General features: G+C 58.6%; 12 protein-coding genes. 3 read left to right on the forward strand and 9 right to left on the reverse strand.

What is annotated here, in order from left to right:
• Positions 1-10: 10 nt before the first annotated feature.
• A complete protein-coding gene (locus GGR28_RS09320) occupies positions 11-916 on the reverse strand; it encodes a diacylglycerol/lipid kinase family protein (RefSeq protein WP_183495514.1) in 906 nt (301 codons plus the stop codon).
• 101 nt (positions 917-1,017) lie between these two features.
• On the opposite strand from GGR28_RS09320, the gene GGR28_RS09325 reads away from it, so the two are divergent.
• Both GGR28_RS09325 and GGR28_RS09330 read left to right on the forward strand, forming a co-directional pair.
• The gene (locus GGR28_RS09325; RefSeq protein WP_183495515.1) at positions 1,018-1,962 is read left to right on the forward strand and encodes an ABC transporter ATP-binding protein; all 945 of its coding nucleotides are present in this window, start codon (positions 1,018-1,020) and stop codon (positions 1,960-1,962) included.
• A gap of 92 nt (positions 1,963-2,054) precedes the next feature.
• Positions 2,055-3,377: an ABC transporter permease gene (locus GGR28_RS09330; protein ID WP_183495516.1), complete on the forward strand. Its 1,323-nt coding sequence runs from the start codon at positions 2,055-2,057 to the stop codon at positions 3,375-3,377.
• Here the strand turns inward: GGR28_RS09330 and GGR28_RS09335 are convergent.
• The 8 genes from GGR28_RS09335 to rpe all read right to left on the reverse strand — a co-directional run bounded on the left by GGR28_RS09335 (position 3,361) and on the right by rpe (position 11,668).
• Positions 3,361-3,624, reverse strand: coding sequence for a YkoF family thiamine/hydroxymethylpyrimidine-binding protein (locus tag GGR28_RS09335; protein WP_183495517.1), 264 nt, complete (start codon positions 3,622-3,624; stop codon positions 3,361-3,363). The genes GGR28_RS09330 and GGR28_RS09335 overlap by 17 nt on opposite strands.
• 23 nt (positions 3,625-3,647) lie before the next feature.
• Positions 3,648-6,053, reverse strand: a complete 2,406-nt coding sequence (locus GGR28_RS09340) for a TonB-dependent receptor (protein ID WP_183495518.1) — start codon at positions 6,051-6,053, stop codon at positions 3,648-3,650.
• An 11-nt stretch (positions 6,054-6,064) separates the two neighbouring features.
• Positions 6,065-7,183 carry a DUF4249 family protein gene (locus GGR28_RS09345; RefSeq protein ID WP_183495519.1) on the reverse strand — a complete coding sequence of 373 codons (1,119 nt, stop codon included), beginning with the start codon at positions 7,181-7,183 and terminating at the stop codon, positions 6,065-6,067.
• 15 nt (positions 7,184-7,198) lie between these two features.
• On the reverse strand, positions 7,199-8,014 hold the full coding sequence (locus GGR28_RS09350; RefSeq protein ID WP_183495520.1) for a hypothetical protein: 816 nt from the start codon (positions 8,012-8,014) through the stop codon (positions 7,199-7,201).
• Between the two features lie 8 nt (positions 8,015-8,022).
• Entirely contained in the window at positions 8,023-9,285 is a 1,263-nt protein-coding gene (gene cysN, locus GGR28_RS09355; RefSeq protein WP_183495521.1) for a sulfate adenylyltransferase subunit CysN, read from the reverse strand.
• A 124-nt stretch (positions 9,286-9,409) separates the two neighbouring features.
• Positions 9,410-10,318, reverse strand: a complete 909-nt coding sequence (gene cysD, locus GGR28_RS09360) for a sulfate adenylyltransferase subunit CysD (RefSeq protein WP_183495522.1) — start codon at positions 10,316-10,318, stop codon at positions 9,410-9,412.
• Positions 10,315-10,899, reverse strand: a complete 585-nt coding sequence (cysC, locus tag GGR28_RS09365; RefSeq protein ID WP_183495523.1) for an adenylyl-sulfate kinase — start codon at positions 10,897-10,899, stop codon at positions 10,315-10,317. Before cysC ends, cysD begins: the two co-directional genes overlap by 4 nt.
• Before the next feature lie 91 nt (positions 10,900-10,990).
• Complete coding sequence (gene rpe, locus GGR28_RS09370; protein WP_183495524.1) at positions 10,991-11,668, reverse strand: ribulose-phosphate 3-epimerase; 678 nt, start codon at positions 11,666-11,668, stop codon at positions 10,991-10,993.
• A 65-nt stretch (positions 11,669-11,733) separates the two neighbouring features.
• Between rpe and GGR28_RS09375 the strand changes: the two genes are divergently transcribed.
• On the forward strand, positions 11,734-12,759 hold the full coding sequence (locus tag GGR28_RS09375) for a DUF2279 domain-containing protein (protein WP_183495525.1): 1,026 nt from the start codon (positions 11,734-11,736) through the stop codon (positions 12,757-12,759).
• Positions 12,760-12,777: the final 18 nt, after the last annotated feature.

Raw genomic sequence — 12,777 nt, forward strand, 5'->3', positions numbered from 1 at the left:
TACAGACAACCTAAGCGGGCCATCCGCACACTACCCGCAGCCGCTGCTCGATCAGTTCCGCACGGACCGGTCCGGTACCGAGGAACTCGCCGTCCGCTTCCAGACCGGTGGGTCCGGTGACGGTAACTTCCCTGGCGTGGGTGGTAGTAACCCCTTCCATCTCGCCGATGGTAGGAGTGAAGAGGCGCCAACTGTTACGGATAATGCGATTTACGGGTGTATTCACGGCATACGTCAGTGCCAAAATATCGGCCGTCGGGTCGGCCTGGGGGACGGGTTGCATTCCACCGCCGTTGTACCGGCCAATGCCCAGGTTGATGGTGTGAAAGCGGCCTTCGATGGTATGGCTGTCGTACTTCAACGCTAATTTTGGGGGTTGAAAGCCCGGCAGGTAGGCGGCCGTGAGGAGGGGATAGAGCAGGCGGTGCTTCCAGTCGAGGTTTGCCGAACGTCGGACCACCTCCGCGTCGTAGGCCAGGCCGGCTACGTTGATGAAGTATTGCACCTGCGCGCCCGCCCCGAAGGTGAGCTTGCCGATGCGGTGATTGATGGTTTTCCCCTTCTGGTATACCTGCATCCAACGGATCAGGTGGCGGGGCACCCGCAGCGTTCGGCACCAGTCGTTCCCGGAACCGAGGGGAAGCGGGGCGTAGGTGATGCGGTCGGTATGATTTTGGTGAACGAGTGCGTTGATGATGTCGTGGTGGGTACCGTCGCCGCCAACGCCCACGAGTCGTTCGTGACCTGCGGTCACTGCCGCGGCAGTCAGTTCGGCCAGGGATTGCCGCTCATTGCTAACGGCAAAACTTATTCGGCCGAATCGTTTTTGCAGTACGGGCAGGGCATACTTCCACCAGCGCAGCGCCCGTCCGCCGGCGGCGGCAGGGTTCACGATGAAGTGCGGGTCGGTGGGCATAACACAATGATACGTCTATCGCTAGCTCTCTTTGGTCCGTATCTTTAAGCCATCCCCGGCTTTTTGTTAATCTTAGCCGCCGACTCACTACTATACCACTCATGATTTTAACCGCAGATACCACCGCCGCCGCCATTTCCACCGCTCCGGTCATCGAGGTACGCAACGTAAGTAAGGCTTACGGAGAAAAGATCGCCGTGGATGATGTGACCTTCGCCATGCCCCCCGACGCCATCCTCGGCCTCCTCGGTCCCAACGGCGCCGGCAAGACCAGCCTGATCCGGATGATCACGACCATCACGGTCCCCGACAGCGGCGAAATCCTCTTCCAGGGTACTCACCTCAACGGCTACCATCCCACCCAAATCGGCTACCTGCCGGAGGAGCGTGGGCTGTACAAACAGATGTACGTAGGGGAACAACTGCTTTACCTGGCCCAGCTAAAGGGCCTCAGCGCCGCCGAAGCAGAATCCCGCGCCCGCGACTGGCTCGGCAAGTTCGAGCTCGAAGGACAGTGGAAGAAAAAGGTCGACGAACTGAGCAAAGGCATGCAGCAACAGGTGCAGTTCATCGCTACCGTCATCCACGATCCCAAGCTATTGATCCTCGATGAGCCGTTCAGCGGTCTCGATCCCGTCAATGCCAACCGAATGCGGGCCGAGATCTTACGCCTCCACGCTTCCGGTACCGCGGTGATCTTCAGCACCCACCGGATGGAGCAGGTGGAAGAATTGTGCGAGTACATCGTACTGATCGATCACGGCCGCAACATCCTACAGGGAAAAGTGAGCGACATTCGCCGTCAATTTGTCGAAAACCGCTACCGCCTTGCCTACCACGGTGAAGCACTGCCCGCTGCCCTCGGCGAACGCTACGAACTGCTCAACCCCACGGTTTCCACCGTCGACATCCAACTCAAGCCCGGCGAAGACGGCAACGATCTCCTGCGCACCCTGCTCGCCCTCGACATCCGAATCCAGGGATTTCAGGAGCTCCTGCCCAGCCTTAATGAGATCTTTATTAAACGCGTAAGTGTAGTCGATTAGTAGTACGGTAGTACTGTAGTCAGGTAGTACGGTAGTAACTGACTATCGTACTACCTGACTACAGTACTACCGTACTAAAAAACCCTCCCCCCATGTCCAACCTCTGGCTCGTTGTCCGCCGTGAATACGTCACCCGCGTTCGCCGGCGCTCCTTTATCCTGGCTACGCTGCTTACCCCCATCGGGCTTGCCTTGTTTGTGGTGATCGCCAATGCGGTATTCAGTTATTCCAATGATGATGTGCAGCGCATTGCGGTGATCGATGACGCTAACTTGTTCAAGGGTTCGATTCCGGATGAGAACGGCCTTTACTTTAAGTTCGTCGACCAACCGCTGGAAGACCTGCGGGAGGATGCGGGCGAAGACCGTGATTATGCCGGCATCCTGGTTATTCCTAAGGTCACCAATCCGCGCAGCCGGAACTACCGTGTGCAGTTACTGAGCGACGAAACCCTGAGCATTGATGCCCAGTCGCGCATCCGGAACCGAGTCGAGGATGCCCTGCGGGAATACAAGATCGAGGCGCTCAACATCGATCAGGCCACCCTGGCCAGCCTCGACACCGACGTAAAGATCACGGTAAGGAGCCTGACCACCACGGCGGACGGAGAGAGCGACGACCGCAGCATGGCCTCGGCCATCGGTGCCGGCATCGGCTCGGTGATGGGCTTTCTGATGTACATCTCGGTCTTCGTGTACGGCATGATGGTAATGCGCTCGGTGATGGAGGAAAAGACCAACCGTATCGTAGAAGTTGTAATCTCCTCGGTCCGCCCCTTCACCCTGCTGCTGGGCAAGATCATCGGCGTGGGCGCGGTGGGCCTTACCCAGGTCGTTGCGTGGATGATCATGATTCCGGGAATGCTTTTTCTGGTCGGAATTTTCTTCGGGCTGGATGCCGATCCCGGTCAGATGCCAAATTCCCCCGATATGAACCCGGAAGAAATGCAGTCGATGGTCGAGAAGCTCACCGGCGGACTTGCCGACCTGAACTGGTGGATCATCCTGCCCTGCTTCATCCTGTACTTCCTCGGCGGCTACTTCATGTACGCGGCCCTTTTTGCGGCGGTCGGTTCGGCCATGGGCGACGATATGGGCGAGAGTCAGTCGCTCACCATCCCCATTACAATCCCGGTCATTCTGGCCTTTTACATCATGATGGCGGCCATCCAGAATCCCAATTCGAGCCTGGCGGTCTGGTCGTCGATCTTCCCGCTCTTCGCGCCCATCGTGATGCCGGCAAGACTGGCCTTCGATCCGCCGCTGTGGCAGGTGCTGGCCAGCCTGGTTTCCGTGTTCTTGTTTGCGGCAGCCATGGTCTGGATGGCCTCGCGCATCTACCGGATCGGCATCCTCAACTACGGCAAAAAGTCTACCCTCCGCGATATGGGCCGCTGGATCACCGCCAAGTATTAGCGGGTTCTACGTCCACGTTCAGCAGCTTGATCACGAAGGAACACTTGGTGGGATCGGCCAGCGTCGGCTCCATCGCAGCTGTAATCGCGGCCATGACGTCGGCGTATTCTCCCCTCACCTGGGTGCTGAGATTATTGGTTCCAACCTTCACCGTTTCGAAGGTATTCAGCCGTTCGATAAACGCGATGATGGGTGCTTCGTAGTCGGCGGAGAGGGGGTACAGGGAAACGTCCAGGCTAACGATCATAGGGCGGGGCCGCAGGTGCAGGCTTAATTGGGTAAGAGCGTAAATTTATAGGCAAGCGACAAAATCGGCGCCCCGAAAATAGACAGCCGGTACGCCGCAAACGGACTTCCTCCGAAAATGCCCAGGGCAGGTGTGCCGGCATTCCGAGGTTGGAAGTAAATGTTGTAGACGTTGTCGCGGCCGTACACATTATAGACCGTGAAGACCCAGTCGCCCGTCCACTTCCGTTTCTCCCGCCGAAAATTATGGATCGTCCAGCTGAAATCCAGGCGGTGATAGACGGGAAGGCGATCGTTGTTTCTTTCCAGGAAGAGGGGTACGGGAGTATCGCGAATCGTGACGAAGCCGTTGGGCACGGTATAGGGCCGGTTGCTCTGCACGACGAGGTTGAAGCCGAGTTCGTGAGTTCTCCCCTCATCGAGGGTGAGGTTGGCGGTGAAGGTATGCGGCTGGTCGAAGTAGCCGGGGTACCAGGCGCCCCGGTTGATGCTCGTACTAAAATCGCCTCCCGTGACCCGGTTTTCTACCCGGGCGTAGGTGTAGTTGACTTCTCCGGTCAGACGCCCCGTCAGGTGCCGTGCGGCGACCTCGAGTCCGTAAGCCCTTCCCCTGCCCCGGATCAGGTCGGTTTCCACCGTCGGATTGAGAAAAAAATCGGCACCCGGCCGGTACTCCAGCAGATCGTCGATCGCGCGGTAGTAGCCCTCCAACTGAAAGGAGTAAGCGCCGCTGGCGGTCAGGTGACTGATGCCGGCGGAGTATAGATCCGCGCGTTGGGGACCAACATTCGGGTCGCTTACCTTCCACCGGCTGGTGGGCACCGGAGTGGTGGAATTGTAAATGTTGTGCATGTACTGCCGCGAACGGGCGTAGCTCAGTTTAAACCTACTGCTCTCGGAGATACGTAAACTGAGGCCCGCCCTGGGCTCGAGCCCACCGTAATCTACTATCTTCTCACCCTTCCCGACGGATATGGTTTCGATGAGACTGCCAACCGTGACGGGTCGATCGGCTGCGTAGCGGCGCAGTTCACCGGGCCCGAGTTGCCGGTACAGGACGGCGCGGACTCCCCCGCTTAGGGTGAGGCGATCCGATAGCCGCCATTCGTCTTCGAAGAAGAGGGAAGCCTCGACGACTTGTTCCGGAGTAAGGGAAACGGGGCGCACAGAGCTACTTCCCCCCGGGTCCAGTACGCCCGGTTGCAGGGTGAAGCGGTCGATCTGTATGCCTCCCAGCACATCGTGGTGGTCCGGGGTGAAGGTGAGCAGCGACTTGAGGGTCGTGTAGTCGATACCCGACCTGAAGCCGACGACCGGACCGGCGGGTTGCGGAAAGCGCAGTTCCGGATCGAAATTGGCCCGGTAAGCACCCACCTTCAGCGAAAATCGGTCGTTCATCAGGTGCAGCCACTCCAGGCCACCGTTGAGCGTGAGGTAAGCGTACTGGTTGGAGGTAGCGGAGATCCCGGAGAAGCTGTTGAGCAGCCCGATCTCGTAAAAGTCCTGACTGTAAAATCCGCTTAGGGTCAGGAAGTTTTTGTCCCCCGCCCGGTACCGAAGTTTCAGCGTGGCATCGGCGAAGCGGCTTTTGGTATCCTTCAGCCGTTTGATGACCGGAAACACGAAGTCGCTGTAACTGCCACGGGCTGCGAGCAGCAGGGCCAACTTACCCGCCTTGTCCAATGGTGTCTCGATACTTAGATTGCTGGAAACAACGCCGATGCCCCCCCGGATTTCCGTACGCTCGGGGGAGGGTGTTTTAGAAGTTACGTCGAGTACCGCAGCCACCCGGCCTCCGAAGCGCGCCGGAATGTTACCCCGGTACAGGTCTACTCCCCCGACGGCATCGGGAGTAAAGACGGTGAAGAGACCGAACAGGTGGGTAGGCGTAAACACCGGGGCTCCGTCGTACAGCAGCAGGTTCTGGTCGATGGTGCCCCCCCTCACGCTGATGCCGTTGCTGGCCTCGCCGGCGGAGGTCACTCCGGGCAGTAGTTGCAGCGAACGGAGTACGTCGCGCTCCCCCAGTACGGTGGGCAAGGATTGCAACTGCTCCGCCGAAAGCCGCTCGACGCCCATGCGGGCCCGCACCAGTTCGGACCTTAGGTCGCGATCGGTGACCGTGACCGTTTGCAGCTGCTCTGCGGTGGTCTCCAGTCGCAGGGTGGCCTCAATATTTTGGCGCAGTAAAATCTCCTGTTCGAAGGGGGCGTAGCCCGTGTAACTGGCCCGCAGAATGTAGCTCCCCCGGGGGGCGCGGAGGGTAATGTTTCCGGCCTCGTCGGTCTGTCCGCTGGTGCCCCCGGGGTGTAGTTGTACGCTCACGAAGGGGAGGGGGGCATCGTCGGCCACGTCCACTACCGTGAGCTGAACTAGGTAAGTCTGTGACATCAGCCCGGCGGACAACAAAAGGAGCAGGAAGACCTTCATACGGGCATTGATTATTCGGGCCAGCCCCTTGGTTTTTCCGGAGTCTTCCCGTCTCCGCTGCAGTAAGCGCGCGGAGGAATAAAGGCACCGACACTGGGTTCCGGTCGGATCTGCCGGTCGGCCGGAAGTGGGGTACCGGTCGTTTCGCTACGGGTAATGAACCGACGCATGCTTGAAACACCGGCGGTGCCGACGTATCCGAGCACCTGTACTCCCTCCGGGTCGGCATTGCGCACGTTTCCGTCGAGGGTTGCGGGGATGGTGGCATTGAGACCGCTACTACCCGTGAGCAGGTCGGAAATAACCTTCCCGTAGGCGTATGCTTCCTGTGTGATGGTGTACTGGACGGCCTCAACAAGCAGTCCGCCGTAGTCGATAAATTCAATCTGACCGATAGGGCGATCCACTACCGCTTGTCCGGCAAAAAACTCGTCCTGCCCGTACTGAAATTCGTTGCCGACGGTCTGGCGGTAGCACCCCCCGAGCGCGTCGCAGTAGTAATCGTACCGTTGCACGTAGCGGGAACCACTGCCTACCTCTCGGCACGATCCTTCCCGCCAGACCTGTCCGCCGTAGCAGGAGGCGCACACATCGATTTTTTCCCAGTAGGCATAGTCCCACTGATAATAGTCCGTACGGTCGGCGGGGTCCTGAAAGTCGACCAGCAGCTTGAAGGCGGGAATGAAGCGCTCGCGGCCAACATCGTAGCTCGCTTCCTGATCGAAAACAATCTCGAAATCCGTAAGGGCCACCGGTGGCGGTACGGTCTCGGGGTCGGAATAGATACTGGTGCCGTCCGCCGTATTTACTTCCAGGAACCACGCTTCTCCCGTACGCCCGGCAAAGTCAGCCGGTGGTTGGTATTTGCCCGCTACGCTATCCACCAATTGCCACTGCACCCGCGCCCCCGCCCCGTTTACCGCTACGACGTCCGCATCGGGTACGCTCTCGAACTCCAGTTGCAGGCTGCCGAAGTCGGACCGGCGAACGTTCACCTCGCTGCTGCCCTCCACGTCGGCGATCTTGCCCTCAACCAGGTAAAAGGACGCTTCGATCTGGAACCGGGGCTCCGTCGGTTCGGTACAGCCGACGAGCAACAGAAACAACAGGAAAATAAGGGAGGCCCGCATACGGGTAAAGTACCGCTACTGAACGAATCCGGCAACCCGGATGAAGTCTGGCGCCTGGTTCAATCCATCGGCGACGCTGCTGCTGTCACCGCTCAGATCGATCGTGCCGAGCAGTAGGCTCAGGTCGGATTGCAGGTCGAGCCGGATATCGAACCCACGCGCCGGCGGAATCTCCTGGCCAAAGCTCAACTCGAACGGCACGCTTCCGTAGGAGCTTACCGACAGCGTATCCGTCGCCGGGGGGAGGGTGTATTCGAGACGCGACTGCACGTAGCCCCGGCCGTCGCGGTAGTTGAGGCGGCCCGGTTGGGTGCGCAGGGCATCACCGGAGGGGGCGCTGGCGGGAATTACATTACGGAACCGGTCGGGCAGACCATATGATCCACTGAGGGCGATGAGCGGACTTACTCCGGCGCGTAAGGCACCTACCGTGGTGGTCGTGATCGAGGAGGCGGTGGCCAGCAGGTAATTGCCGTTGAGGGTTACGTCGGTGGTGTCTCCGTTTACTATCTCCAGGAGGTCGACGGATCGGGACGGGTCGGCGAGATCCACCGTGCTCGACTCCAGCCGTAGGTCGCCCAGGTAGTAACGAAACCGGACGATTCGAAATTCATTGTTGGCCCCGTCGCGGTAAGTTTTCCCCACGACGATGGTAGAATCCCCCCACACCGTCAAGTTGCGTATCGCAAGTTCCGGAAAGCTGCAGCAATCGGAGCAGGCTAGGTCGGCGATGAAGGCGTAGTTGTCGGCATCCGGATCCAGGCAACCGGTACTTTCCTCGTAGCAGCCGAAGAGAATCAGGGATAGGCCGCAGACCAGAAGAGTACGCATAACCGAATTTAGATGATCATACCGGCCGCAACCGTTTCATTCGTCTGCTCATCCACCAGAATAATGGAGCCGGTGATGCGATTTTTGCGGTAGGGGTCCGTGAGCAGGGGGGCCGTGGTACGCAGCAGTACCCGGCAAATGTCGTTCATTTTGACCTCTTTATTCTCCTCATCCCGGTGCAGGGAGTTGATGTCGAGGCGGTAACGAACGTCCTTGATGATGCAGCGGGCCTCCTGCGTTGTATGCATGATGGCATACTTACCGCGGGGCTGGAGTGGGCGCTCGTTGAACCAGCAGAGCATTACCTCGATATCCTGGCTTACGTCGGGTTGGTTGTTGTCGCGCACGATCATGTCGCCGCGGCTAATGTCGATATCGTCTTCGAGCAGTAGGGTAACGGACATGGGGGGGAAGGCCTCTTCGATTTCGCCGTCGTAGCTGTCGATCTTGGCGATGGTGCTCGTAAATCCACTGGGAAGCACGGTGACCTTATCGCCCTTTTTGAACACTCCACCCGCAATTCGTCCGGCGTAGCCGCGGTAGTCGTGGTAGTCGTCGTTGTAGGGGCGAATGACCGTCTGAACGGGAAGCCGGCAGTCAATAAAATTGTTGTCGCTGCCGATGTGGACGTTCTCCAGGGAGTACAACAGGGTAGACCCACCGTACCAATCCATGTTGGTGCTGCGCTCCACGACATTATCTCCGAGCAGGGCGGACATGGGAATAAAGTCAACGTCCTTTACGTCCAGCCGGTGACTGAATCCGCTAAAGTCTTCCTTGATCCGGTTGTAGGTTTCCTCACTAAAATCTACCAGGTCCATCTTATTGATGCACACGATCAGGTGGGGGATCTGCAGCAGGGAAGCGATAAAGGCGTGCCGGCGGGTCTGTTCCACTACGCCGTGGCGGGCATCTACCAGGATCAGGGCTACATTCGCGGTGGAAGCTCCCGTCACCATATTGCGGGTGTACTGGATGTGCCCCGGGGTGTCGGCGATGATGAATTTTCGCTTCGGGGTGGCGAAATAGCGGTAGGCGACATCGATGGTAATTCCCTGTTCGCGTTCAGCCTTGAGTCCGTCGGTAAGCAGGGCCAGGTTGACCCCTTCCTCGCCGCGTTTGGCGCTGGTCTGGGAAATGGCTTCGTACTGGTCCTCAAAGATTGATTTGGAGTCGTACAGCAGCCGTCCGATGAGCGTTGACTTGCCATCGTCGACGGAGCCGGCGGTAGTGAAGCGGAGAAGCTCGGTGTGCTCTAGGGAATTTACCATGTACAATTTACAATTTACAATTTACAATTTGCGCCTCTGCTCGCTGCGCTCGTGACGGCCGCTCCTTCAGCGGAATAATCAGGACGGCTAACGGTGACCGGCAAACATAGTACGTCTAGTACATCTAGAAATACCCCTGTTTCTTGCGGTCCTCCATGGCGGTTTCGCTGCGCTTATCGTCGGCACGTCCGCCACGCTCGGTTTGCCGGGCCACGCTTACTTCGGCGATGATGTCTTCCAGGGTGGAGGCGTTGGATTCCCACACGCCGGTACAGGTGATGTCGCCGATGGTGCGGCAGCGGACGGTCATTTCGACCAGTTCTTCCTCCGGGCGGCGGGGGATGAACTCGGATTCGGCGAGCAGCATGCCGTCGCGCTTGAATACCTTCCGCTTGTGGGCGTAGTAGAGGTTGGGCAGTTCGACTTCTTCCACGGCCAGGTACTGCCACACGTCCAGTTCCGTCCAGTTGGAGATCGGAAAGACACGGAAGTGCTCGCCGTAGCGCTTACGTCCGTTGAAGAGGTTCCATAGCTCCGGCCGTTGATTTTTCGGGTCCCACTGCCCGAATTCGTCGCGGTGACTGAAGAAACGTTCCTTGGCGCGGGCCTTTTCTTCGTCGCGGCGACCTCCGCCGAGGGCGGCGTCGTACTTGCCCTTCTCCAGGGAGTCGAGGAGCACGGCCGTTTGCAGGTAATTGCGGGTGGCGTTATAGCCGGTTTCTTCGCGTACCAAGCCTTTATCGATGGCTTCCTGTACCGATCCGACAATCAGTTTAGCGCCGGTGCGTTCGACGAGTTTGTCGCGGTAATCGAGCGTTTCCTGGAAGTTGTGGCCGGTATCGACGTGGAGCAGGGTAAAGGGGATCTTAGCGGGGTAGAATGCTTTGACGGCCAGGTGCACCATCAGGATCGAGTCCTTTCCCCCACTAAAGAGCAGCACGGGATTCTCAAACTGGGCGGCGACTTCGCGCAACACAAAAATGCTTTCGGATTCGAGTTCGCGCAGGTGATTAAGCTGATAATTAGCTGTCATAGAGGAAGAGATTCAATTAATATGTCCGCAGCCTGGTCGATGGTCAATTCCGCTGTTTTCAAATCCAGAAAGGGATGTTCGGGAGCCTCGTAGGGGCTATCGATGCCGGTAAAGTTCTTCAGTTCGCCCGCGCGCGCCTTCGCGTAAAGGCCCTTCACGTCGCGGCGCTCACATATTTCGAGCGGGGTATTAACGTAGACCTCAAAAAAGTCTTCGGCACCGATAATGGCCTGTACCGCAGCGCGCAGCTCCCGGGTAGGACTAACAAAAGAGCAAATGACGAGGCAGCCGGTCTGTACAAAGAGCTTGGCTACTTCCGCGACCCGGCGGGTGTTCTCGACACGATCCTCCAGGCTGAAGCCCAGGTTGGCATTAAGCCCGTGGCGGACGTTGTCGCCATCCAGTACCTGAGCAAATATCCCTCGCTCGAAGAGTTTTCGCTCAGCGGCGGCGGCAATGGTGCTTTTTCCGCTACCGGAAAGTCCCGTCATCCACACCACCCCACCCCGGTGTCCGTTGGCGGCTTCGCGCTCGTTGCGTTGAACGAGACGGTCATGAATGGGGTGAATATTTTCGGCCATGGGGTCAACTGAGCCGCAAAGATAAGTAATCCGGCTGCTTTAAGCAGCCGAATCCCCTGGATTTAAGCATGATGGAAAGGTCATACTTCCCCTATACGTAGGCTACGGGATTGGCATCAATGGCCTTGAGCTGACTGATCACCGCTGCCGGATCATCGGCTCCGAACACGGCGCTGCCGGCCACCAGGACGCGCGCACCCGCCTCCAGAACCTTCTGGGCGTTCTGCAGTCCGATACCACCGTCCACTTCGATGACCGCCCGTGAGTTATGTACGGTGATCAGGTCACGGGTCTGCCGCAACTTGGGGATGCTCTGGTAGATGAACTTCTGTCCGCCAAAGCCCGGGTTCACCGTCATGATGAGTACGGTGTCCAGGTCCTCGATGACGTTTTCCAGGTGGCTGACCGGGGTGTGGGGATTGAGGGCAACGCCGGCCTTAGCTCCGGATTCCTTGATCTGCTGGACCACCCGGTGGAGGTGGGTGCAGGCCTCGGCGTGTACGGTAATTCCGTTGGCACCGGCCCGCGCAAAGCTTTCGATGTACCGCCCGGGGTCTTCGATCATGAGGTGGACATCGACGTACTTCTCCGCCCCCTGCGCGATCTGCTCGATGATGAACTGCCCGAACGATATATTGGGTACAAAGCGGCCGTCCATCACGTCGAGGTGAAACCAATCGGCTTCGCTGGTATTCACCAGGTCGATGGCGCGGTCGAGGTGACGGAAATCGGCGGCAAGCAGGGAGGGAGCGACGAGGTGGGAGGACATAGGGTACATTGTAGGGGTTACGCTAAATTAATGCGTCACGGCGTTAAGGGCTTAACCCTAAATGTATGCATCTAACTTTACGCATTCTGCTTCTCGTTCTTTTCACTGCTCCCGCGTTCCCCGCCCTGACGGCACAAACGGGAAGTAAGCCCCGGTATGACTACACCCGGCTGGACCCTCTAGAATACACGGCCGAACCAGGATGGCTGAAACCGGCGGAAAACTTCAATAAATCGCGATTCTACACTTCCGCGGGCATCGGGGCGGGTGCTTACCTCGGTTTCGGCGTGGGGCTTTACTCTATTTGGTATAAGGGGTACGAGTTGGAGGGTTTTCATACCTTCAACGACTGGCCGGAGTGGGAACAAATGGACAAGGCGGGCCACGCCTTTACGGCCTACTTCTTCAGCCGTAGTGCCTTTGCCGGACTGCGGTGGTCGGGAGTAAGACGACCGGTGGCGCGCTATACGGCGCTCGGCGTAGCCAACCTCCTGCAGGCCACCATCGAGACCATGGACGGCTTTAGTTCCAACTGGGGTTTCAGCCTCAGCGATATGGGAGCTAACCTGGCCGGCAGCCTCGTCTTTACCGCCCAGGACATCCTGTGGGAAGAGCAGCGTATCCTGATCAAGGTATCGAACGACTTTCGGCCGCCCCCGGACATCGAGATCACTAACAGCAGAGAGGGCGTGACCTCCAACCTCGGCTACATTGTCCGGGAGCGGTTCGGCGACAGCCCCTTCGAGCGATTTTTGAAGGACTACAACGCCCAGACCATCTGGCTTTCCGTAAACCCGGCTTCCTTCCTGCCCAATAGCCCTCTGCCGCAGTGGCTCAACTTGGCGGTCGGCTACGGCGCGGAGAACGTCTACGGAGCGTACGGGAACTCCTGGCGGGAGAACGGGGTCGGTTTTAGCTACGCCCCCCAGCGCTACCGGCAGTGGTACCTCAGCCCGGACCTTTACCTCAGCCGCATTCCGACGAAGAAGCGCTGGGTACGCCTCACGCTGGGCATTCTCGATTTCATCAAAGTTCCCGCGCCGGCACTGGAGTACAGCAAGGGGAAGTTTAGGGGGCGCTGGTTGATGTAAAGGTCAATAAAAGTTTGA

Source organism: Neolewinella aquimaris, from assembly GCF_014197245.1.
Taxonomy (GTDB): domain Bacteria; phylum Bacteroidota; class Bacteroidia; order Chitinophagales; family Saprospiraceae; genus Neolewinella; species Neolewinella aquimaris.

What these genes read in the sequence shown, in the direction of transcription:
- GGR28_RS09320 (WP_183495514.1), bottom strand. Translation starts at nt 916, where the DNA reads ATGCCCACCGACCCGCACTTCATCGTGAACCCTGCCGCCGCCGGCGGA.
- GGR28_RS09325 (WP_183495515.1), top strand. Translation starts at nt 1,018, where the DNA reads ATGATTTTAACCGCAGATACCACCGCCGCCGCCATTTCCACCGCTCCG.
- GGR28_RS09330 (WP_183495516.1), top strand. Translation starts at nt 2,055, where the DNA reads ATGTCCAACCTCTGGCTCGTTGTCCGCCGTGAATACGTCACCCGCGTT.
- GGR28_RS09335 (WP_183495517.1), bottom strand. Translation starts at nt 3,624, where the DNA reads ATGATCGTTAGCCTGGACGTTTCCCTGTACCCCCTCTCCGCCGACTAC.
- GGR28_RS09340 (WP_183495518.1), bottom strand. Translation starts at nt 6,053, where the DNA reads ATGAAGGTCTTCCTGCTCCTTTTGTTGTCCGCCGGGCTGATGTCACAG.
- GGR28_RS09345 (WP_183495519.1), bottom strand. Translation starts at nt 7,183, where the DNA reads ATGCGGGCCTCCCTTATTTTCCTGTTGTTTCTGTTGCTCGTCGGCTGT.
- GGR28_RS09350 (WP_183495520.1), bottom strand. Translation starts at nt 8,014, where the DNA reads ATGCGTACTCTTCTGGTCTGCGGCCTATCCCTGATTCTCTTCGGCTGC.
- cysN (WP_183495521.1), bottom strand. Translation starts at nt 9,285, where the DNA reads ATGGTAAATTCCCTAGAGCACACCGAGCTTCTCCGCTTCACTACCGCC.
- cysD (WP_183495522.1), bottom strand. Translation starts at nt 10,318, where the DNA reads ATGACAGCTAATTATCAGCTTAATCACCTGCGCGAACTCGAATCCGAA.
- cysC (WP_183495523.1), bottom strand. Translation starts at nt 10,899, where the DNA reads ATGGCCGAAAATATTCACCCCATTCATGACCGTCTCGTTCAACGCAAC.
- rpe (WP_183495524.1), bottom strand. Translation starts at nt 11,668, where the DNA reads ATGTCCTCCCACCTCGTCGCTCCCTCCCTGCTTGCCGCCGATTTCCGT.
- GGR28_RS09375 (WP_183495525.1), top strand. Translation starts at nt 11,734, where the DNA reads ATGCATCTAACTTTACGCATTCTGCTTCTCGTTCTTTTCACTGCTCCC.